Source organism: Massilia glaciei (genome assembly GCF_003011895.2).
Classification (GTDB): domain Bacteria; phylum Pseudomonadota; class Gammaproteobacteria; order Burkholderiales; family Burkholderiaceae_D; genus Telluria_A; species Telluria_A glaciei.
The window spans coordinates 28,013-47,347 of sequence record NZ_PXWF02000325.1 but is presented as its reverse complement, the minus strand read 5'-3'; the positions used below and the strand labels follow the sequence as shown (position 1 = coordinate 47,347).

The 19,335-nt window shown below is 67.9% G+C and carries 17 protein-coding genes; 8 read left to right on the top strand and 9 right to left on the bottom strand.

The window, feature by feature from the left end; all coding sequences use genetic code 11:
* Positions 1-114 precede the first annotated feature (114 nt).
* The 3 genes from argJ to C7C56_RS26335 are packed head-to-tail and all read left to right on the top strand — an operon-like array spanning position 115 to position 2,667.
* Positions 115-1,353, top strand: coding sequence for a bifunctional glutamate N-acetyltransferase/amino-acid acetyltransferase ArgJ (gene argJ, locus C7C56_RS26345; RefSeq protein WP_106760311.1), 1,239 nt, complete (start codon positions 115-117; stop codon positions 1,351-1,353).
* Between the two features lie 7 nt (positions 1,354-1,360).
* Positions 1,361-2,248: an ATP-binding protein gene (locus C7C56_RS26340; protein ID WP_106760310.1), complete on the top strand. Its 888-nt coding sequence runs from the start codon at positions 1,361-1,363 to the stop codon at positions 2,246-2,248.
* Positions 2,245-2,667, top strand: a complete 423-nt coding sequence (locus tag C7C56_RS26335) for an NUDIX domain-containing protein (protein WP_106760309.1) — start codon at positions 2,245-2,247, stop codon at positions 2,665-2,667. The genes C7C56_RS26340 and C7C56_RS26335 overlap by 4 nt, the downstream gene beginning before the upstream one ends.
* 88 nt (positions 2,668-2,755) lie before the next feature.
* On the opposite strand, the gene yacG is transcribed toward C7C56_RS26335, so the two are convergent.
* The 9 genes from yacG to uraH all read right to left on the bottom strand — a co-directional run bounded on the left by yacG (position 2,756) and on the right by uraH (position 11,372).
* Complete coding sequence (gene yacG, locus C7C56_RS26330; protein WP_106760308.1) at positions 2,756-2,941, bottom strand: DNA gyrase inhibitor YacG; 186 nt, start codon at positions 2,939-2,941, stop codon at positions 2,756-2,758.
* Between the two features lie 17 nt (positions 2,942-2,958).
* Positions 2,959-3,714 carry a cell division protein ZapD gene (zapD, locus tag C7C56_RS26325; protein ID WP_106760307.1) on the bottom strand — a complete coding sequence of 252 codons (756 nt, stop codon included), beginning with the start codon at positions 3,712-3,714 and terminating at the stop codon, positions 2,959-2,961.
* A 73-nt stretch (positions 3,715-3,787) separates the two neighbouring features.
* On the bottom strand, positions 3,788-4,438 hold the full coding sequence (coaE, locus tag C7C56_RS26320; protein ID WP_106760306.1) for a dephospho-CoA kinase: 651 nt from the start codon (positions 4,436-4,438) through the stop codon (positions 3,788-3,790).
* On the bottom strand, positions 4,438-5,304 hold the full coding sequence (locus C7C56_RS26315; protein ID WP_106760305.1) for a prepilin peptidase: 867 nt from the start codon (positions 5,302-5,304) through the stop codon (positions 4,438-4,440). Before C7C56_RS26315 ends, coaE begins: the two co-directional genes overlap by 1 nt.
* A gap of 155 nt (positions 5,305-5,459) precedes the next feature.
* Positions 5,460-6,695, bottom strand: coding sequence for a type II secretion system F family protein (locus tag C7C56_RS26310; protein WP_106760304.1), 1,236 nt, complete (start codon positions 6,693-6,695; stop codon positions 5,460-5,462).
* 7 nt (positions 6,696-6,702) lie between these two features.
* Entirely contained in the window at positions 6,703-8,430 is a 1,728-nt protein-coding gene (pilB, locus tag C7C56_RS26305; RefSeq protein WP_106760303.1) for a type IV-A pilus assembly ATPase PilB, read from the bottom strand.
* 202 nt (positions 8,431-8,632) lie between these two features.
* On the bottom strand, positions 8,633-9,922 hold the full coding sequence (locus C7C56_RS26300; protein WP_106760302.1) for an HlyC/CorC family transporter: 1,290 nt from the start codon (positions 9,920-9,922) through the stop codon (positions 8,633-8,635).
* A gap of 385 nt (positions 9,923-10,307) precedes the next feature.
* The gene (locus C7C56_RS26295; RefSeq protein WP_106760301.1) at positions 10,308-10,877 is read right to left on the bottom strand and encodes an ATP-dependent Clp protease proteolytic subunit; all 570 of its coding nucleotides are present in this window, start codon (positions 10,875-10,877) and stop codon (positions 10,308-10,310) included.
* A gap of 141 nt (positions 10,878-11,018) precedes the next feature.
* Positions 11,019-11,372, bottom strand: coding sequence for a hydroxyisourate hydrolase (gene uraH, locus C7C56_RS26290; protein ID WP_106760300.1), 354 nt, complete (start codon positions 11,370-11,372; stop codon positions 11,019-11,021).
* A 121-nt stretch (positions 11,373-11,493) separates the two neighbouring features.
* On the opposite strand from uraH, the gene puuE reads away from it, so the two are divergent.
* The 5 genes from puuE (at position 11,494) to guaD (ending at position 19,314) form a co-directional block, all read left to right on the top strand.
* A complete protein-coding gene (gene puuE / locus C7C56_RS26285) occupies positions 11,494-12,447 on the top strand; it encodes an allantoinase PuuE (protein ID WP_106760299.1) in 954 nt (317 codons plus the stop codon).
* 606 nt (positions 12,448-13,053) lie between these two features.
* Positions 13,054-14,529, top strand: a complete 1,476-nt coding sequence (xdhA, locus tag C7C56_RS26280; protein ID WP_106760298.1) for a xanthine dehydrogenase small subunit — start codon at positions 13,054-13,056, stop codon at positions 14,527-14,529.
* A gap of 30 nt (positions 14,530-14,559) precedes the next feature.
* Entirely contained in the window at positions 14,560-16,899 is a 2,340-nt protein-coding gene (xdhB, locus tag C7C56_RS26275) for a xanthine dehydrogenase molybdopterin binding subunit (RefSeq protein ID WP_106760297.1), read from the top strand.
* Entirely contained in the window at positions 16,899-17,918 is a 1,020-nt protein-coding gene (gene xdhC / locus C7C56_RS26270) for a xanthine dehydrogenase accessory protein XdhC (RefSeq protein WP_106760296.1), read from the top strand. Before xdhB ends, xdhC begins: the two co-directional genes overlap by 1 nt.
* Before the next feature lie 82 nt (positions 17,919-18,000).
* Entirely contained in the window at positions 18,001-19,314 is a 1,314-nt protein-coding gene (gene guaD / locus C7C56_RS26265) for a guanine deaminase (protein ID WP_106760295.1), read from the top strand.
* Positions 19,315-19,335 lie beyond the last annotated feature (21 nt).

The following is a 19,335-nucleotide window of genomic DNA, read 5'->3' as shown; positions in this document are numbered from 1 at the left end:
CGGCGAAACGAGGCGTCGGTCCCGGCGCGGGTGTCCGGCCCCGCGCGTTCGCGCGCGTTTGTTGCCTCAAGCGTTACAATAGCGGCTCCCCATTTACCCGCTAGAGAACCCGCCATGGCCGTTAATTCCCCCTTGCCCGTTGCCGCCGACCTGAAACCGGTCAACGGTATCGAAATCGGCTTTGCCCAAGCCGGCATCAAAAAGCCCAACCGCAAGGACTTGCTCGTCATGAAGCTGGCGCCCGGCGCCACCGTGGCCGGCGTGTTCACCAAAAACCGCTTCTGCGCCGCGCCCGTGCAGGTCAGCAAGGCCAACCTGGCGGCGGTCGCCGACGGCGGCGCGCCGATCGTCGCGCTGGTGGTCAACACCGGCAACGCCAACGCCGGCACCGGCGAGAGCGGCCTGGCCAACGCCAACCAGACCTGCGCCGCGCTGGCCGCGTTGCTCGGCTGCGGGGCGCAGCAGATCCTGCCGTTTTCGACCGGCGTGATCCTCGAGCCGCTGCCGGTCGATCGCATCGTGGCCGGCCTGCCCGCCGCGGTCGCGAATCTGACGCTTGATAACTGGTTCAACGCGGCCGAAGCGATCATGACCACCGACACCCAACCGAAAGCGGCCTCGCGCACGGTCGTCATCGACGGCCACAGCGTGACCATGACCGGCATCAGCAAGGGCGCCGGCATGATCAAGCCGAACATGGCGACCATGCTCGGCTACCTCGCGTTCGACGCCAAGGTGGCGCAACCGGTGCTCGACCAGCTGGTGCGGCACGCGGCCGACCACTCGTTCAACTGCATCACGATCGACGGCGACACCTCGACCAACGACTCCTTCATGCTGATCGCCACCGGCGCCGGCTCCCTCGAGATCGCCGACATCGACAGCCCGCACTACGAGGCGCTGCGCGACGCCGTGACCGACCTCGCGCGCGGCCTGGCGCAGATGATCATCCGCGACGGCGAGGGCGCCACCAAGTTCATCACGATCACCATCGAGCAGGGCGGCAGTGTCGAGGAGTGCCGCAAGATCGCCTATTCGATCGCCCATTCGCCGCTGGTCAAGACCGCCTTCTTCGCCTCGGACCCGAACCTTGGGCGGATCCTGGCCGCGATCGGCTACGCCGGCGTCGACGACCTCGACGTGACCAAGCTCGACATGTACCTCGACGACGTCTGGGTGGCCCAGAGCGGCGGGCGCAATCCCGACTACCAGGAGGCGGACGGCCAGCGCGTCATGCAACAAAGTGAAATCACGGTGCGCGTCACGCTCGGCCGCGGCAACGCCAGCGCCACGGTGTGGACCTGCGACCTGTCGCACGAGTACGTGACCATCAACGCCGACTACCGCTCGTAGGCCCGCGATGACGCCCCTGGAGCAGTTCCTGCTGCGGGTCGAGGCGCTGCTGCAGCGCGTCGAGGCGGTGTTGCCGCCGGCGGTGGCGCGCGAGCCCGACTGGCGGCTCGGGCCGGCCTTCCGATGGCGCAAGCGCGCCAGCGGCGGCGGCAGCTATCTGCAGCCGGTCGCGCACGTCTCGAGCATCCGGCTCGAAGACCTGCGCCACGTCGAGGTCCAGAAAAACCAGATCGAACGCAACACGCGCCAGTTCGTGCAGCGCCGTCCCGCCAACAACGTGTTGCTGACGGGTGCGCGCGGCACCGGCAAGTCGTCGCTGATCAAGGCCTGCCTGAACCGGTTCGCGGCCGACGGCCTGCGCCTGATCGAGGTCGACAAGGCCGACCTGTGCGAGCTGGCCGACATCGTCGACCTGGTCGCGGGCCGGCCCGAGCGCTTCATCATTTTTTGCGACGACCTCTCGTTCGAGGCCGGCGAGGGCGGCTACAAGGCGCTCAAGGTGGCGCTCGACGGTTCGATCTCGGCGCAGTCCGACAACGTGCTCATCTACGCGACCTCGAACCGGCGCCACCTGATGCCCGAGCGCCTCTCCGACAACGCCGCCGCCACCCACGACGGCGACGGCGACCTGCATCCGGGCGAGACGGTCGAGGAAAAAATCTCGCTGTCGGAGCGCTTCGGCCTGTGGCTCTCGTTCTACCCGTTCAAGCAGGACGACTACTTGGCGATCGTGGCGCACTGGCTGGCCAGCTACGGCTGCGACGCGGCGCAGATCGCGGCGGCGCGCGGCGACGCCCTGCGCTGGGCCCTGCAGCGCGGCTCGCGCTCGGGCCGGGTGGCGTGGCAGTTCGCCAAAGACCATGTGGGGCAACTGCCGCCACTGGAGGCCCCATGAACGCGGCGGCGGCGTGCCCGATCGACGTCGCGGTCGGCATCCTGATGCGCCCGAACGGCGACGTGCTGCTGGGGCAGCGCCCGGCCGGCAAGCCGTACGCGGGGTATTGGGAGTTCCCGGGAGGGAAGGTCGAAGCGGGCGAGGCGATCTTCGACGCGCTCAAGCGCGAGTTCGTCGAGGAGCTCGGGATCGAGATTCGCAGCGCCGAGGCGTGGTGCGGGGTCGAGCACGTGTACGAACACGCGCACGTGCGCCTGCATTTTTACATCAGCCGGGAATGGCGCGGCGAGCCGCAGTCGCTCGAGGGGCAGGCGTTCGCCTGGCAGGGCGCGGTCGGGGTGGCGCCGCTGCTGCCGGCGACGATCCCGCTGCTGCACTGGCTTGACCTGCTGCGTTACGACGGCAACGACACCATTTGATCAGATAGCAACGTCGTCCTCGGGCCCGCCGCCCCACCTTGGCGGGGACGACGTTGTTCAAGTTTTGGCTTTGCGATTCTTGCGGCGGCTACCGCGGCAGATTGTCGTCATCCAACAAAGGATCCGACGGCGCGGCGCCGGGGATCGTGTATTTCTCCTCGGCCCAGGCGCCCAGGTCGATCTGCTTGCAGCGTTCCGAGCAAAACGGGCGGTACTTGTTGGCCTCGGTCCATTCGACTTTTTTGGCGCAGGTGGGGCAGCTTACAACGGTCATGGCGTTCACTTACAGTATTAAAAATTGCACAGCGTGAGTTCGAACGGGACGTCCTCTTCGAGCGGCTTTGGCTTGAGGTCGCCCCCCTGGCGCGTGAAGCGCACCCACAGCATGTACTTGTTGGCTGAAATTTCGGGGATCGCGCCCAGGGTCTCGTCCAGGTTCAGGCGCAACATCTGGTAGACCTTGCCCTGCAGCATTTGCTGGTAGCTGCCGGCGCCGGCGATCATTTTGACCGGCCCGCCCGAGTCGCGCAGCAGGCGCAGCACCAGCGCGAGCGCGTCGAACAGCGGCGCGAGCGGCGCGAACCAGTGCATGATGTCGGTGTGGCGCTGTCCGGCGCTGCGCATCTGCCAGGCGTGGTACGAGGGCAGGTCGAATTCGCAGGCGCCGCCGGGGATGATGGTGCGCCCCCGGATGCTCATGAGCCATTCGTTGTCGCGCACGTTCTGGCCCGTCTTGCCCTGCGCCGCCACCAGCGCGTGGCTTACCTTTTCGAGCTCGCCCAGCACGGAATCGAGCATCTCGGCGGCCACGTTCGGGTTCGAGCGGTACGCCATCAGGCTTTGCTTTTGCCGCTCGAGCTCTTGCAGCAGGTCGGACTTGAGGTCGGCGCGGCCGGCCACTTCGAGCATGTCGAAGATGGTCGCCAGCGCCACGTGGTGCTGCATGGGATGTTCTTGCTGGACAAAGAATTTGAACTTCTCGTACAGGTCTTCCAGCCGTAACAACGTGCGTATGCGCTCGTTGAAAGGGTATTCGTAGACGATCAAAATGACATCCCTTTATAGGTGGGCGCGTGAATCTAGGCTCAATCCCCGTGATTTTGAACCAAGCGGCGCAAAATTACAAACGCTCGATTGAGTTTGCGTCCGGTGCCGCGTCCGTCGCGCCGAAAAAGCGCAGGTAGAACTGGTGCAGGCGCTCGACCTGCGGCGCCAGCGCGGCCAAGCCGTCGTCGTTGTCGATGACGTCGTCGGCCGCGGCCAGTCTGGTCTGGCGCGGCACCTGCGCCGCCATGATGGCCCTTACCTGCGATTCCTGCAAGCCGTTGCGCGCCATCACGCGCGCGATCTGGGTGCTCTCCTGGCAGTCGATCACGAGCACGCGCGCGACCCGCTCGCGCCAGTTGCCCGACTCGACCAGCAGCGGCACCACGAAGATCGTGTACGGCCCTTGCGCGGCCAGCGCGGCCGCCTCGGCGGCGGCCCTGATGCGCGGGTGCAAAATGGCTTCGAGCCGGGCCCGGGCCCGCTCGTCGCCGAACACGCGCGCGCGCATCGCGGCGCGGTCGAGCGCGCCGTCGGCGCTGGCGCAGCCGGGGCCGAATTCGGCCACCAGCGCGGCCATCGCCGCCCCGTGCGGGCCGGTCAGCTCGTGGGCGATCAGGTCGGTGTCGACCAGCGTCGCGCCGCGCGCGGCGAACAGGTCGGCCACCGTGCTCTTGCCGCAGCCGATGCCGCCGGTCAGGCCGATGCTGCGCGCGGCGCGCTCCATCAGGAAAGTGTGGTCTGGATGAGGGTCGACACCTGCTCGCCGTAGAACATGGCTATCAGGCCGGCGCCGGCCAGGTAGGGGCCGAACGGGATCGGCACTTCGCGTTTGTGTTTGCGAAACACGATCAGGCCGATGCCGACGGTCGCGCCGACCACCGACGACAGCAAGATGATGGGCACCAGCATGTTATAGCCCATCCAGGCGCCGAGCGCGGCGAGCAGTTTGAAGTCGCCGTAGCCCATGCCCTCCTTGCCGGTGGCCAGCTTGAACAGCCAGTACACCGACCACAGGGCCAGGTAGCCGGCGGCGGCGCCGATGACGGCCTCGTGCAGCGGCACGAAGGTGCCGTTCAGGTTCATCAGCAGGCCGGCCCACAGCAGCGGCAGGGTCAGGTCGTCGGGCAGCATCTGGGTGTCGAGGTCGATGAAGGTCATCGCGATCAGCAGGAAGCCGAACAGCAGCGTCGCAAGCCCGGCCCAGCCGCTGCCGAAATGCCAGACCAGCGCGGCCGACAACAGGCCCGTGAACGCCTCGACCAGCGGATAGCGCGCCGAGATCGGCGCCTTGCAGGCGCTGCACTTGCCACGCAGGGCGAGCCAGCCCAGCACCGGCACGTTCTCGTACGATTTGATCTGGTGGCCGCAGTGCGGGCAGCCCGAGCGCGGCACCATCAGGTTGAATTTGTCGGGGTGGGGCGAGGGCTTGCCGGCCTCCTCGGCGCAATAGCAGTCGGACTCGCGCTGCATCATGATCGGCAGGCGGTAGACCACGACGTTCAGGAAGCTGCCGATGAGCAGGCCGAACACGCCGGCGACGATGGCGGGGAGGAGGGTGCCCGGCGGGGCGAACAGCAGTGTTTCCAGCATGGTCGGATGGGCGGGCTAAGCCGCCACGGTAAGTGGGTGGGTCGGACAAGCGTAGGCGAGCCCGGGGCAAGCCGGGGACAAGACCGGCGGGGGTCAGCTTACAGGCCAGGCGCGGGCGGGGGCGCACCCCCGCCCGCGCCGGCCCGGCCGCGGCGTCAGACCACTGCGCCGAGCTTGAAAATCGGCAGGTACATGGCGATCACGAGGCCGCCGATCAGGATGCCCAGCACGGCCATGATGATCGGCTCCATCAGCGAGGCCAGGCCGGCCACGGCCTCGTCGACCTCGTCCTCGAAGAAGTCGGCCACCTTGCCCAGCATGGCGTCGAGCGCGCCGGACTCCTCGCCGATCGAGACCATCTGGGTGACCATGCTCGGGAACACGTTGGAGTTGACCATCGCCGCCGTCAGGCTGGTGCCGGTGCTGACCTCGTTCTGGATTTTTTTGGTCGCGTCGAAGTAGATCGCGTTGCCGGCCGCGCCGCCGACCGAGTCGAGCGCCTCGACCAGCGGCACGCCGGCGGCGAACATGGTCGCCAGCGTGCGCGTCCAGCGCGCGATCGTCGCCTTGCGGATCACGGGGCCGAAAATCGGCGCCTTGAGCAGCGTCACGTCCATGAAGCGCTGCACCTTGGCCGAGCGCTGCCAGGCCCGCATGAAGAAGTAGATCGCGCCGCCGATGCTGCCGAAGATGGCCCACCACCACTGGACGAAGTATTCCGAGATCGCCATCACGACCAGGGTCGGGGTCGGCAGGTTGGCGCCGAAGCTGGCGAACACCGATTTGAACGCCGGCACCACGAAGATCATGATGACCGCGGTGACCACGAAGGCGATCACGAGGATCGAGATCGGGTACATCAAGGCCGACTTGATCTTGGCCTTGATGGCGATCGTCTTCTCCTTGTAGATCGCCAGGCGCGTGAGCAGGTCCTCGAGGATGCCGGCCTGCTCGCCGGCGCCGACCAGGTTGCAAAACAGCGGGTCGAAGTACAGCGGATACTTGCGGAATGCGTTGTTGAGGCTGGTGCCGGTCTCGATGTCGCCGCGCAGGTCCATGATCAGCTTGGCCATCGACGGGTTGGCGTGGCCCTTGCCGACGATGTCGAACGACTGCAGCAGCGGCACCCCGGCCTTCATCATCGTGGCCAGCTGGCGCGTGAACAGCGACAAATCCTTGTCGGTGATCTTCTTGCCGCTGCGCAGCGTCTTCTTCTTGACCTTGGTGACCATCACGCCCTGGCGCCGCATGGTGGTCTTGACGATGGCCTCGCCGCCGGCGCGCAGCTCGCCGCGCACGGTCTTGCCGGCCTTGTCCTTGCCCTCCCAGGCGTACATGGTTTCCTTGAGCGCGCCCGCGCCCCCGGCTTTCATCGGTGGTGAAGTGGCCATACAGTTCCTATTCGTTGGTGCATCCGAGCACTTCTTCAAGGCTCGTCAATCCCTGTTTCACTTTCATCAGGCCGGAGCGGCGCAAGGACTTGACGCCCTCGAGTTCTGACTGGGCGGCGATTTCCATCGAGTTCCCATGCGCCAGGATGATTTTTTCGATGGCGGAGGTGATCGGCATGATCTGGTAGATGCCGACCCGGCCCTTGTAGCCGCCCTGCATGCAGCGTTCGCAGCCGACCGGTCCGTACGGCTTCCAGCCGCCCTCGAGCTCCTCCTCGAGGAAGCCGGCCCCGAGCAGCACCTCGCGCGCGATCTCGACCGGCTTCTTGCAGGTGCACAGGCGGCGCGTGAGGCGCTGCGCGGTGATCATGATGACCGAGGAGGCGATGTTGAACGGGGCCACGCCCATGTTCATCAGGCGCGTCAAGGTCGACGGCGCGTCGTTCGTGTGCAGGGTCGAGAACACCATGTGGCCGGTCTGCGCGGCCTTGATCGCGATGTCGGCCGTCTCGAGGTCGCGGATCTCGCCGACCATGATGATGTCCGGGTCCTGGCGCAGGAACGACTTGAGCGCGACCGGGAAGGTCAGCCCGGCGCGGTCGTTGATGTTGACCTGGTTCACGCCCGGCAGGTTGATCTCGGCCGGGTCCTCGGCGGTCGAGATGTTGATGCCCGGCTTGTTGATCACGTTCAGGCAGGTGTACAGCGAGACGGTCTTGCCGGACCCGGTCGGGCCGGTCACGAGCACCATGCCGTACGGGCGCTGGATGGCGTCGAGCAGCAACTCCTTCTGGTCCGGGTCGTAGCCGAGCGCGTCGATGCCCATCTGGGCCTGGGTCGCGTCGAGGATCCGCATTACGGTCTTCTCGCCGAACAGGGTCGGGCAGGTGCTGACCCGGAAGTCGATCGCCTTGGTCGCGGTCAGGATCAGGCGCATGCGCCCGTCCTGCGGGATGCGCTTTTCGGAGATGTCGAGTTTGGACAGCACCTTGATGCGCGAGACCAGCTTGTCGCGCACCGACACCGGCGGCTGGGCGTGCTCGCGCAGCACGCCGTCGACGCGCAGCCGGATCCGGTAGAATTTCTCGAACGGCTCGAAGTGGATGTCGGAGGCGCCCAGGTTGACCGCGTCCATCAGGATCTTGTTGAGGAACTTGACGATCGGCGCGTCCTCGATCTCGTTGGCGCCGGTGTCGACCACGGCCTCGGTGGTCGGGCCGTCGTCGAACTGGATGTCCTCGTCGTCGCCGACGAGGTCGCTGATCTTCTGTTCGGTGCTCTTGCTCAGGTTCGCCAGCAGCGCCAGCAGCACGTCGTGCGCGACGATCACCGGCTCGACCGACGATTCGCTCTGGAACTTGATCTGGTCGAGCGCCTGGGTGTTGGTCGGGTCCGAGATCGCGACCGACATCTTGTTGCCGCGCTTGGCCAGCGCGATCACCCGCTGCGACTGCATCAGCCTGGCGTCGATCACCCCGGCCGGCAGCTGGTCGACGCTGAACGCGGCCATGTCCATGATCGGATAGCCGAACGTGTCCGAGCAGAAGGTGGCGAGCGCCGCGCCGCTGAGCGTGCCGCTGCTGATGAGCGTGTCGATGAACTGGAGCTTCTCGGTCGAGGCCTTCTTCTGCAGTTGTTCGGCCTGGACCGATGTGATCTTGCCAGCCTGAATCAGCGCGCGCGCGAGCCCGGAGATGGCCTGGCCTGAAACGGGGGTGGGAAGAACTGCTGCCATAGGTTGCTTACGCTCGGTATGTGTTTAGTTTATTAACTGCCAATTAACTTGTCAAACGAACGACGACGGCGCCGGCCCATTGGAAACTGTCTCGACGAACTGTTGTCGATCATGCCTCCGGGCATCACATTTGTAAAGAGTTTGTCGCAGGTAAGAGGCGTCCATACCACGGGCGGACCCGGCCGGCGCGCGGGCGCCGCGCTCAGCGCCGTTGTTTCGCCCCGTGCCGGGCCAGCTTGCACACCTTGATCGACTGGTTCTGCACCTGGATCACCTCGATCACGCAGGCGCCGATGCGCAGGCTGATCGGGGCGTCGGGGATCTCCTGCAATTGTTCGAGCATCAGGCCGTTGAGCGTCTTGGGGCCATCGAGCGGGAAGTCGAGCCCGAGTTGCTTGTTGATGTCGCGCAGCGGCGTGCCGCCCTCGAGCAGGCATTCGCCGTTGGCGTCCCAGCCGAAGGTCTCGCTGCGCGCCGCGCCCGGCACCGAGGTCGTGAACTCGCCGATCATCTCCTCGATGATGTCGTCGAGCGTGACCAGGCCCTGCACCTCGCCGTACTCGTCGACGATGATGCCGAGCCGCTCGCGGTTCTCCTGGAAGTACTGCAGCTGGGCGAACACGCCCGTGTCCTGGGGGATGAAATACGGCTCGCTGAGCAGTTCCCGGAAATGCCCGGCCGTGAGCGGCTCCTGCGCGTTGAGCAGGGCCACCGCCTTGCGCACGTGCAAAATGCCGACGATGCGGTTGATCTCGCCCTCGTACACGGGCAGCTTGTTGTGGTAGCAGGTGGTGAGCTGCTGCAGGATCTGCCCGGCCGGCACGGCCAGGTCGAGCGCCTCGATCTGGGCCCGCGGCGTCATGATGTCCTCGACCGAGATCGTCTCGAGGTCGAACAGGTTGAGCAGGATGCTCTTGTGCTTTTGCGGCACGAAGTTGCCGCCCTCGAGCACGATCGAGCGCAGTTCCTCGAGCGAGACGCGCTGCTGTTCGATCTGGCCGGCCAGCTTGACGTGGAACACGCGCAGCACCAGAGCGGCGAACAGGTTGACGAACCAGATCACCGGCTTGGCCACGCCGATCATCGCCTTGAGCGCGAGCGCCGAGCGCAGCGAGATGGTGTCGGGGTAGGTGGCGCCGACCACCTTGGGCGAGATCTCGGCGAACACGATCAGCACGAAGGCCAGCGCGGCGGTGGCGAGCAGGATCACGCTCATGTCCTGGCCAAAATACATGATCGCCACCGCCGTCACCAGCGCCGTCGCCAGCGCGTTGACCAGGGTGTTGGCGATCAGGATCAGCGAGAGCAGCTTGTCGGTGCGCTCGAGCAGCCACAGCGTGGTGGCGGCGCGCGCGCTGCCGCGCTTGGCGCGCTGGCGCAGGCGGTATTTGTTGGCCGCCATCAGGGCCGTTTCGGCCATCGCGAAAAAGCCCGAGCACAGCACCAGGATGACGAGGCCGAGCACCAGGGCCCAGGGTTCGATGATGTCCACGCTCAGGCGGCGGCGCCGGGCGGCCGGGCAGGCATCGGGGCGCGGGTCGGGGCGGAAATCGGAGCGGAAATCGGGGCGGAAATCGGGGCGCGGCGGTGGTGACGGCGACGTGGTGGCATGGCAAGCGGGCCGGGCCCAGGAGTCCGGCCGGATGCCGGCCGCAAGGCTTTGAATTCTAAGCCATGCCCCCGGTCATTGCAAGTTTGTCTATCGTGCGGGCGGCTCAGAGGCTGAGAGTTTTTCGGACGTGGCCGAGCAGCGCGCCAGAAGGTGGCCGATCGAGGCGCAAAGCACAGCCATAGCTCGGGCTATGGCGAGCATTTGCAACGACGAGCGGGCGCTTTCCGGCGTGCAGAGCGGGCATGGTCGAAAGACTCTCAGCCTCTCAGCCGCTGGGGCCGTTCCACCAGTGCGAGGTCGCGCCGTGGCTCGGGATGCGGGCCTGGACCGCCTGTTCGATGATGCCCGCGTCGAGCGCCTGGGCGGCGTCGTAGATGCGCGCGGTGCCCTTGAGGTGGGAGCGGATGTCGTCCGGGTGCGCGCCGCCGGCGGTGGCCTCCTCGAAGATGCGCACGTAGCGCTCGGCGTCGAAATCGAGGCAGTCGCGCCACTCGCTCACGCGCGAATGGTCGGCCGCGACAAGCTCGCCGAAGCCCCAGTTCAGGGGATGGACCAGGAAGCGCGTGCCTGGGCAGGCGTAGCGCCTGGTGCCGGCCAGGAAAATGACGACGCCGACCGATTCGACGCTGCCGATGTTGTGGGTGGTCAGCGGCAAAGGCAGCGACTTGAGGAAGAAGTACAGCGCGAAGCCGGCCGTCATGTTGCCGCCCTCGGTCGACATGTGCAGCTCGATCTCGGTGGCCCCGCTTTGCAGCGCCTGCAGGCACAGGTTGCGGATGGTGCAGACCGCGCTGTGGTTGATCGGCCCGATGAAATGAACGATGTGCAAGGCCATGGCGTCTCCTGTTGGCCGGCGTGCCCGGCCGCCCTCCAGGAGGGGTGGCGGGTGCCCGATGCCCAAGGATAGCAACTTTCGTCGCCGGGCACGTTTTTCAGGAAGATTGCCGTGCGGCCACGGCCGAAAGATCCGAGCCTTTCAGCTGCCCCGGTAGGTCGAGTACGACCACGGCGTGACCACCAGCGGCACGTGGTAGTTCTGGTCGGCATGGGCGATGCCGAAGGCGATCGTGACCCGGTCGACGAAGCGCGGCGCCGGCAGCGCCAGCCCCTGCGCGGCGAAATAGTCGCCCGCGCAAAACACGAGCTCGTATTTGCCGGGCCGCATGGCGTCGCCCTCGAGCAGCGGCGCGTCGCAGCGCCCGTCGGCGTTGGTGGTGGCGCGGTGAAGCAGGGTGCGCGCCGCGCCGTCGAGCGCGTACAGCTCGATCTCGACGCCGGCGCCGGGCCTGCCCTGCGTGGTGTCGAGCACGTGGGTGCTAAGTTTCGCCATCGGGTTTCCTATCGGGTTGCGTATATCTGCGCGGGGGGCGCGCGTATGGCGCAGATCATATACCGGTTGCGCGCGACGCAATATATGATGGCGCATATACTTCCGATCACGGGGCCACCGCATGCACACAAATCCATCCTATCCGCGCGACCTGGTCGGCTACGGCCCGACCCCGCCGCACGCGCAGTGGCCGGGGCGCTCCCGCATCGCGCTCCAGTTCGTGCTCAACTACGAGGAGGGCGGCGAGAACTGCGTGCTGCACGGCGACCCCGCCTCCGAGACCTTCCTGTCCGAGATCATCGGCGCGCAGGCGTTCCCGATGCGCCACATGAGCATGGAGTCGCTCTACGAGTACGGCTCGCGCGCCGGCCTGTGGCGCGTGCTGCGCCTGTTCGAGCAGCGCCGGCTGCCGCTGACCGTGTTCGGCGTGGCCAGCGCGCTCGCGCGCAACCCCGAGGCGGTGGCCGCGTTCGCCGAGCTCGGGCACGAAATCGCCTGCCACGGCCTCAAGTGGATCTCGTACCAGCACGCCGACGCCGCCACCGAGCGCGCCCACATGGCCGAGGCGGTGCGGATCATGCGCGAACTGACGGGCGCCGCGCCGCGGGGCTGGTACACCGGGCGCGACTCGCCCAACACGCGCCGCCTCGTCGTCGAGCACGGCGGCTTCGCCTACGACGCCGACCACTACGGCGACGACCTGCCGTTCTGGCAGCAGGTGAGCCACTGCGACGCCGACGGCCACGCGGCCGTCGCGCCGCACCTGGTGGTGCCGTACACGCTCGACACCAACGACATGCGCTTCGCGGCCGCGCAGGGGTTCAACTCGGGCACCCAGTTCTTCGACTATCTCAAGGACGCGTTCGACGTGCTCTACGCCGAGGGCGACCCGGACGGGCTGGACCGGCCGAAGATGCTGTCGGTCGGCCTGCACTGCCGCATCGTCGGGCGCCCGGGCCGGGCCGCCGCGCTGGCGCGCTTCCTCGACTACGTGCAGGGGCACGACAAGGTCTGGATCACGCGCCGCATCGACATCGCCGACCATTGGCGCGCGACGCACCCGTTTACGATCTGAATACGATCCCTGAATACGATCTGAATACGATCTGAACCGATACCGCAAGCCTCCTCACCGTCATTTCCGCCATTGGCGGACATGACTTTCCGCGCTCGGCGCCCCCCTTGTCGGCAACCCATACTGAGCGGGCATGCACCTTCAGTATGGGTTCACGCTTTCGCGGAAATGACGTGGAGGAGGTGGTGGTGGCGCGCTCGCTGTCGGCCGTGGACCCCCACCGTCATTTCCGCCATTGGACATGACTTCCCGGGCTCGGCGCCCCCCCTTGGCGGGAACCCATACTGAGCGGGCATGCACCTTCAGCATGGGTTCCCGCTTTCGCGGGAATGACGTGGAGGAGGTGGTGGAGGAGGTGGTGGTGGTGGTGCGTTCGCTGTCGGCCATGGGCTCCCCGCCGTCATTTCCGCCAGGGTCGGGAACCCATACTGAGCGGTCATGCACCTTCAGCATGGGTTTCCGCTTTCGCGGGAAGGACGTTGATTTTGATATTCAAAGGCGCTTGGTATGGGATGTCGCTGATAAGTGACATCGTCAATTTTATATAATCGTGGGCGCCGCCGGATGTTAGTCTGGCATGCTGGGATTCCACCGCCTGAGGCATGCATGTCAACACCGATCCGTTTCTACCATCAAGGCGCCGTGCGCGAGGTGGCCAATGTGGCCACCACGCAGACCGTGCTGCAGCACCTGCGCGGCGACCTGCACTGCAGCGGCACCAAGGAAGGCTGCGCCGAAGGCGATTGCGGCGCCTGCACCGTGGTGATCGGTTCGCTGGTCGGCGGCAGGCTCGAGCTGAAGGCAGTCAACAGTTGCATCCAGCTCACCCCCACGCTTGACGGCAAGGCCCTGTTCTCGGTCGAGGACCTGCAGCAGGCCGACGGCGCGCTCCATCCGGTGCAGCAGGCGATGGTCGAATGCCATGGCTCGCAGTGCGGCTTTTGCACGCCCGGCTTCGTGATGTCGTTGTGGGGCATGTACCTCGAACAGGAAGGCCGGGCCGAACGCCAGCCGAGCCGCCGCCGGATCGACGACGCCCTCTCGGGCAACCTGTGCCGCTGCACCGGCTACAAGCCGATCATCGAGGCCGCGCGCCGCATGGGCGAACTGCCGGCGGTAGGCTTCGACCGCGACGCCCTCGCGGCTCGGCTGCGACCGCTCCAGCGCGACACGCTGGCCACCTACAGCCATGGCGGCCGGCGGTTCCACGCGCCGCGCACCATCGACGAGCTGGTGCAACTGCGCGCGGCCCATCCCGACGCCTGCCTGCTGGCCGGCTCGACCGACGTCGGCCTGCGGGTCACCAAGCAGCTGCGCGATCTGGGCGACATCATCTACCTCGGCCAGGTCGACGCGCTCAGGGGCGTCGCCGAGGCCGGCGGCATGCTCGAGATCGGCGCCGGCGTCACGCTCGAGGACGCCTACGCGGCCCTGTGCCGGCACTACCCGGAGCAACTGTCCGAGATGCGCCAGCGCTTCGCCTCGCTGCCAATCCGCAACGCCGGCACGCTTGGCGGCAACGTCGCCAACGGCTCGCCGATCGGCGACTCGATGCCGTGGATGATCGCGCTCGGCAGCGAGGTGGTGCTGCGCGGCGCGCAAGGCGAGCGCTCGCTCGCGCTCGAGGATTTCTACCTCGGCTACCAGAAAAAGGACCTGCGGCCCGGCGAATTCGTGCGGGCCGTGCGCGTGCCGCTGCCGCGCGGGGGCGTGCAGTTCCGCACCTACAAGCTGGCCAAGCGCTTCGACCAGGACATCTCGGCCGTGTGCGCCGCGTTCGCCTTCAGCTTCGACGGCGGGCGCGTCGCGCAGGCGCGGATCGCCTTCGGCGGCATGGCAGCCACCCCCAAACGCGCCGCCAGGACCGAGGCGTTGCTGCTCGGGCAACCGTGGAGCGAGGCGGTGCTGGCCGAGGCCATGGCGATGCTGGCGCAGGACTACGCGCCGCTGTCGGACATGCGCGCATCTAGCGGCTACCGCATGAAGGCGGCGCAAAACCTGCTGCGCCGCTTCTGGTTCGAAACCCGCCCCGACGCGCCGCTGCCGGCGGCCGCGCTCAACGCCTTTGCCGCGCCCGCCTGAGGTGAGCCCGATGAACCTGAGGAGAATCCGATGAACCATCCAGGCACGCCTGTCCTAAAGGCCGTCCCGTGGGCCCAGGTCGGCAAACCCCTGCCGCACGAGTCGGCCCGGCTGCACGTGCTCGGGCAGGCCACCTACACCGACGACATCCCCGAGGTGCAGGGCACCCTGCACGCCGCGCTCGGGCTCTCAAGCAAACCGCACGCGAAAATCGTCGTGCTCGACCTGGCCGCGGTGCGCGCCAGCGCCGGCGTGGTCGCGGTGCTCACCGTCGACGACATCCCGGGCACCAACGACTGCGGCCCGATCATCCACGACGACCCGATCCTGGCCGACGCCCTGGTGATGTACGTCGGCCAGCCGATCTTTATCGTGGTGGCCGACACCCACGACAACGCGCGCCGCGCCGCGCGCCTCGGCGCCGTGACCTACGACGAGCTGCCCGCGATCCTCACGCCGCAGGCGGCCAAGGCCGCCAATTCCTATGTGCTGCCGCCGATGCGGCTCGCCCGCGGCGACTACCAGGGCGCGTTCGAGCGCGCCCCGCGCAAGGTCGAGGGCCAGTTGTACGTGGGAGGGCAGGAGCAGTTCTACCTCGAGGGCCAGATCTCGTATGCGATCCCGAAGGAGGACAGCGGCATGCTGGTGCTGTGCTCGACCCAGCACCCGAGCGAGATGCAGCACGTGGTCGCGCACGCGCTCGGGCGCCATTCGCACCACATCGTGGTCGAATGCCGGCGCATGGGCGGCGGCTTCGGCGGCAAGGAGTCGCAATCGGCGTTGTGGGCGGCCGCCTCGGCGATCGCAGCGGCCCACCTCAAGCGCCCGGTCAAGCTGCGCGCCGACCGCGACGACGACATGCTCGTCACCGGCAAGCGCCACTGCTTCCATTACGAGTACGCGGTCGGCTACGACGACGAGGGCAAGATCCTCGCCGCCAAGGTCGACATGGTCACGCGCGCCGGCTATTCGGCCGACCTGTCTGGACCGGTCGCGACGCGCGCCGTGTGCCATTTCGACAACACCTATTACCTGTCCGACGTCGACATCCGCGCCGCCTGCGGCAAGACCAACACCCAGTCCAACACCGCCTTCCGCGGCTTTGGCGGGCCGCAGGGCGCGATCGCGATCGAGTACATCATCGACGAGATCGCGCGCGCGCTCGGGCGCGACGCGCTCGACATCCGGCGCCTCAATTTCTACGGCGCCGGCGGGACCGACGTCACGCCGTACGGCCAGGTGGTGGTCGACAACGTGATCCACGAACTGGTGGCCGAACTCGAACAGAGCAGCGATTACCGCGCGCGGCGCGACGCCATCGCGCGGTTCAACCGCGACAGCCCGGTGCTCAAGAGGGGGCTCGCGCTCACGCCGGTCAAGTTCGGCATCGCCTTCAATGTCACGCACCTGAACCAGGCCGGCGCGCTGGTGCATGTGTACGTCGACGGCTCGATCCTGGTCAACCATGGCGGCACCGAGATGGGGCAGGGCATCAACACCAAGGTCATGCAGGTGGTCGCGCACGAGCTGGGAGTGGACCTGGCCCATGTGCGCGCCAGCGCCACCGACACCAGCAAGGTCGCCAACACCTCGGCCACGGCCGCCTCCACCGGCGCCGACCTCAACGGCAAGGCGGCGCAGGACGCGGCGCGCCAGATCCGCGAGCGGCTCGCCGCCTACGCCGCCAGGCAGTACGGCGGCGCCGCCGCGCTGGTGCGCTTTTCCAACAACACGGTGTTCGCCAACGGCCACGAGGTGGCGTTTTGCGACCTTGTGCAAAAGGCCTACCTGGCGCGCGTGCAACTGTGGTCCGACGGCTTCTACGCGACCCCGGGCCTGCACTGGGACCCCAAAACCATGAGCGGCCATCCGTTCTCGTACTACGCCTACGGCGCGGCGGTGGCCGAGGTCGTGGTCGACACCCTGACCGGCGAATGGAAGCTGGCGCGCGCCGACGTGCTGTATGACGCCGGCCAGTCGCTCAATCCGGCGATCGACATCGGCCAGGTCGAGGGCGCCTTCATCCAGGGCATGGGCTGGCTCACCACCGAGGAGCTGTGGTGGAACCCGGGCGGCAAGCTGATGACGCACGCGCCGTCGACCTACAAGATCCCCGGCGTGTCCGATTGTCCCGAGGACTTCCGGGTGCGCCTGTTCGAGAACCGTAACGTCGAGGACAGCATCCACCGCTCCAAGGCGGTCGGCGAGCCGCCCCTGCTGCTGCCGTTCTCGGTGTTTTTCGCGATCCGCGACGCCATCTCGGCGCTCGGCGGCCACCGGGTCGACCCGCCGCTCAACGCGCCGGCCACCAGCGAGGAAATCCTCAGGGCGGTCGCCGCGGTCGAGGCGGCGCTGCCGGGGGCGGCCTGATGGACGACTGGCGCGCAGCGGTGCAGGGGCCGGCGGTGCTGGTCACCGTGGCCGTCGTCGAGGGCTCGGGCCCGCGCGAGCCGGGCGCGCGCATGCTGGTCGGCGCCTCCGCGACGTTCGACACCATCGGCGGCGGCCACCTCGAACTGCGCGCGCTGGAGATCGCGCGCGCGATGCTGGCCGGCGGCAGTGGCGCGGCCGCGCGCCGCCTCGAGCGCTTCGCGCTCGGCCCCAGCCTGGGCCAATGCTGCGGCGGCGTGGTGCACCTGGCGTTCGAACTGTTCGATCCGGCCGCGGCCGCGCTGCTGCGCCGGCGCCGCAATGAGGACAGCTTCCGCGTCGTCGCGCTCGACGGCGCGCTCGACGCCGGCCTGTTCGACGCCAACGGCGCGCTGCTCGCCGGCGCCGCCACCGCCGCCTTCGCGCGCGCGCGCGGCACCCATGTGATGCGGGACCGCGACGGGCGGCGCTGGCTGGTCGACGCGGTGCCGGCGCCGCGCGCCCACCTGGTCCTGTTTGGCGCCGGCCACGTCGGCGCGGCGATCGTGCGCGCGCTGGCCGAGCTGCCGTGCACAGTGACCTGGGTCGACGAGCGCGACCACATGTTCCCGCCCATCGTGCCCGGCAATGTCAGGGTCGAGGCCAGCGACACCCCCGAGGCGCTGGTGGCCGCGGCGCCGCCGGGCGCGAGCTTTCTGGTCATGACCCACAGCCACGCGCTCGACCAGCGCCTGGCCGAGGCGATCATGGCGCGCCCCGACGCCGGCTGGTTCGGCCTGATCGGTTCGCTCACCAAGCGGCGCCAGTTCGAGCACCGGCTGCGCGCGCGCGGCGTGCCCGAGGCGCGCATCGGCGCCATGGTGTGCCCGGTCGGCATCGCCGGCATCGCCAACAAGGCGCCGGCCGTGATCGCCGCGTCGGTGTGTGCCCAGCTGCTCATGGTGTGGGAGGCGGCCGAGGCCGCCGGCGCCGCGCGCGAGGCGATCGCCGCGCCGCTGCGGCTGGTCGCGCACCGCTGACACCCACGCTGACACGCCCCCGCTGACACCCCCCCGCTGACACCCCCAATATCAAGAATAACAAAGAATCACAAGGAAACAGATGTCGATCGCCCCCAGCCCCACCTTGCAGGCCTACCGCGCTAGCGTGCTGCACTTCCACGCCGACCCGGCCTTCAGCGATCAGGCCTTCGACTGGTTCGAGGACGGCCTGCTGCTGGTCGACGGCGGCAAGGTCGTCGCCGCCGGCGACTTCGCCAAGCTGGCGCCGGCGCTGCCCGGGGGACTGGCGGTGCTTGACTATCGCGGCAAGCTGATCATGCCCGGCTTCATCGACACCCACCTGCATTTCCCGCAGACCGACATGATCGCCTCGCCCGCGCCGGGCCTGCTGCCCTGGCTCGAGACCTACACCTTCCCGACCGAGCGCCGGTTCGGCGACCCGGCCCACGCGCGCGGGGTGGCCGAGTTCTTCCTCGACGAGCTGCTGCGCTGCGGCACCACCACCGCGATGGTCTACTGCACCGTGCACAGGGAATCGGTCGACGCCTTCTTCGAGGCGAGCGCTGCGCGCAACCTGCGCATGGTCGCCGGCAAGGTCCTGATGGACCGCAACTGCCCCGGATTTTTGCGCGACACGGCCGAGGGCGGCGTGCGCGACAGCGAGGAGCTGATCAACAAGTGGCACAAGCGCGGGCGCGCGCTGTATGCGATCACGCCGCGCTTCGCCCCGACCTCGAGCCCGGCCCAGCTGCAGCTGGCGGGCGAGCTGGCGCGCGCCCATCCGGACACCTTCATCCAGACCCACGTGTCCGAGAGCGACGCCGAGTGCGCCTGGGTCAAGGACCTGTTCCCCGGGGCGCGCAGCTACCTCGACGTCTACGACGGGTTCGGATTGATGCGCCCGCGCGCGGTGTTTGGCCATTGCATCTGGCTCGACGGGCCCGACTTCGCGCGCATGGCCGAGACCGGCTCGGCGGCGGCGGTGTGCCCGACCTCGAATCTGTTCCTCGGCAGCGGCCTGTTCGACTTCGACCGCGCCGACGCGGCCGGCGTGCCGCTGTCGCTGGCGACCGACGTCGGCGCCGGGACCTCGTTCTCGATGTTGCAAACTATGAATGAAGCCTATAAAGTAGCGCGGTTGAAAGGCAGCTACCTGCCCGCCGTGCGCATGTTCTATCTGGCCACGCTGGGCGCTGCGCGCAGCATGCAACTCGAAGGCACCATCGGCAATTTCGCGCCGGGCGCCGAGGCGGACTTCATCGTGCTCGACCCGCAGGCGACGCCCTTGCTGGCGCGCCGCGCGCAGCGCTGCGCCAAGCTCGAGGAACTGCTGTTTGCGCTGGCACTGCTGGGCGACGACCGCGCCGTCTTGGCGACCTACAGCGCCGGCGTGAAGGTGCACCAGCGCCGCTAGCGCCTAGCTTGCGTGGGGCGG

Excerpts from the sequence above, each read along its gene's own strand:
- puuE (WP_106760299.1), top strand. The coding sequence starts at position 11,494 with ATGCACACAAATCCATCCTATCCGCGCGACCTGGTCGGCTACGGCCCG.
- xdhB (WP_106760297.1), top strand. The coding sequence starts at position 14,560 with ATGAACCATCCAGGCACGCCTGTCCTAAAGGCCGTCCCGTGGGCCCAG.
- xdhA (WP_106760298.1), top strand. The coding sequence starts at position 13,054 with ATGTCAACACCGATCCGTTTCTACCATCAAGGCGCCGTGCGCGAGGTG.
- C7C56_RS26295 (WP_106760301.1), bottom strand. The coding sequence starts at position 10,877 with ATGGCCTTGCACATCGTTCATTTCATCGGGCCGATCAACCACAGCGCG.
- xdhC (WP_106760296.1), top strand. The coding sequence starts at position 16,899 with ATGGACGACTGGCGCGCAGCGGTGCAGGGGCCGGCGGTGCTGGTCACC.
- C7C56_RS26340 (WP_106760310.1), top strand. The coding sequence starts at position 1,361 with ATGACGCCCCTGGAGCAGTTCCTGCTGCGGGTCGAGGCGCTGCTGCAG.
- coaE (WP_106760306.1), bottom strand. The coding sequence starts at position 4,438 with ATGGAGCGCGCCGCGCGCAGCATCGGCCTGACCGGCGGCATCGGCTGC.
- C7C56_RS26315 (WP_106760305.1), bottom strand. The coding sequence starts at position 5,304 with ATGCTGGAAACACTGCTGTTCGCCCCGCCGGGCACCCTCCTCCCCGCC.
- uraH (WP_106760300.1), bottom strand. The coding sequence starts at position 11,372 with ATGGCGAAACTTAGCACCCACGTGCTCGACACCACGCAGGGCAGGCCC.
- yacG (WP_106760308.1), bottom strand. The coding sequence starts at position 2,941 with ATGACCGTTGTAAGCTGCCCCACCTGCGCCAAAAAAGTCGAATGGACC.
- argJ (WP_106760311.1), top strand. The coding sequence starts at position 115 with ATGGCCGTTAATTCCCCCTTGCCCGTTGCCGCCGACCTGAAACCGGTC.
- pilB (WP_106760303.1), bottom strand. The coding sequence starts at position 8,430 with ATGGCAGCAGTTCTTCCCACCCCCGTTTCAGGCCAGGCCATCTCCGGG.
- C7C56_RS26335 (WP_106760309.1), top strand. The coding sequence starts at position 2,245 with ATGAACGCGGCGGCGGCGTGCCCGATCGACGTCGCGGTCGGCATCCTG.
- guaD (WP_106760295.1), top strand. The coding sequence starts at position 18,001 with ATGTCGATCGCCCCCAGCCCCACCTTGCAGGCCTACCGCGCTAGCGTG.
- C7C56_RS26310 (WP_106760304.1), bottom strand. The coding sequence starts at position 6,695 with ATGGCCACTTCACCACCGATGAAAGCCGGGGGCGCGGGCGCGCTCAAG.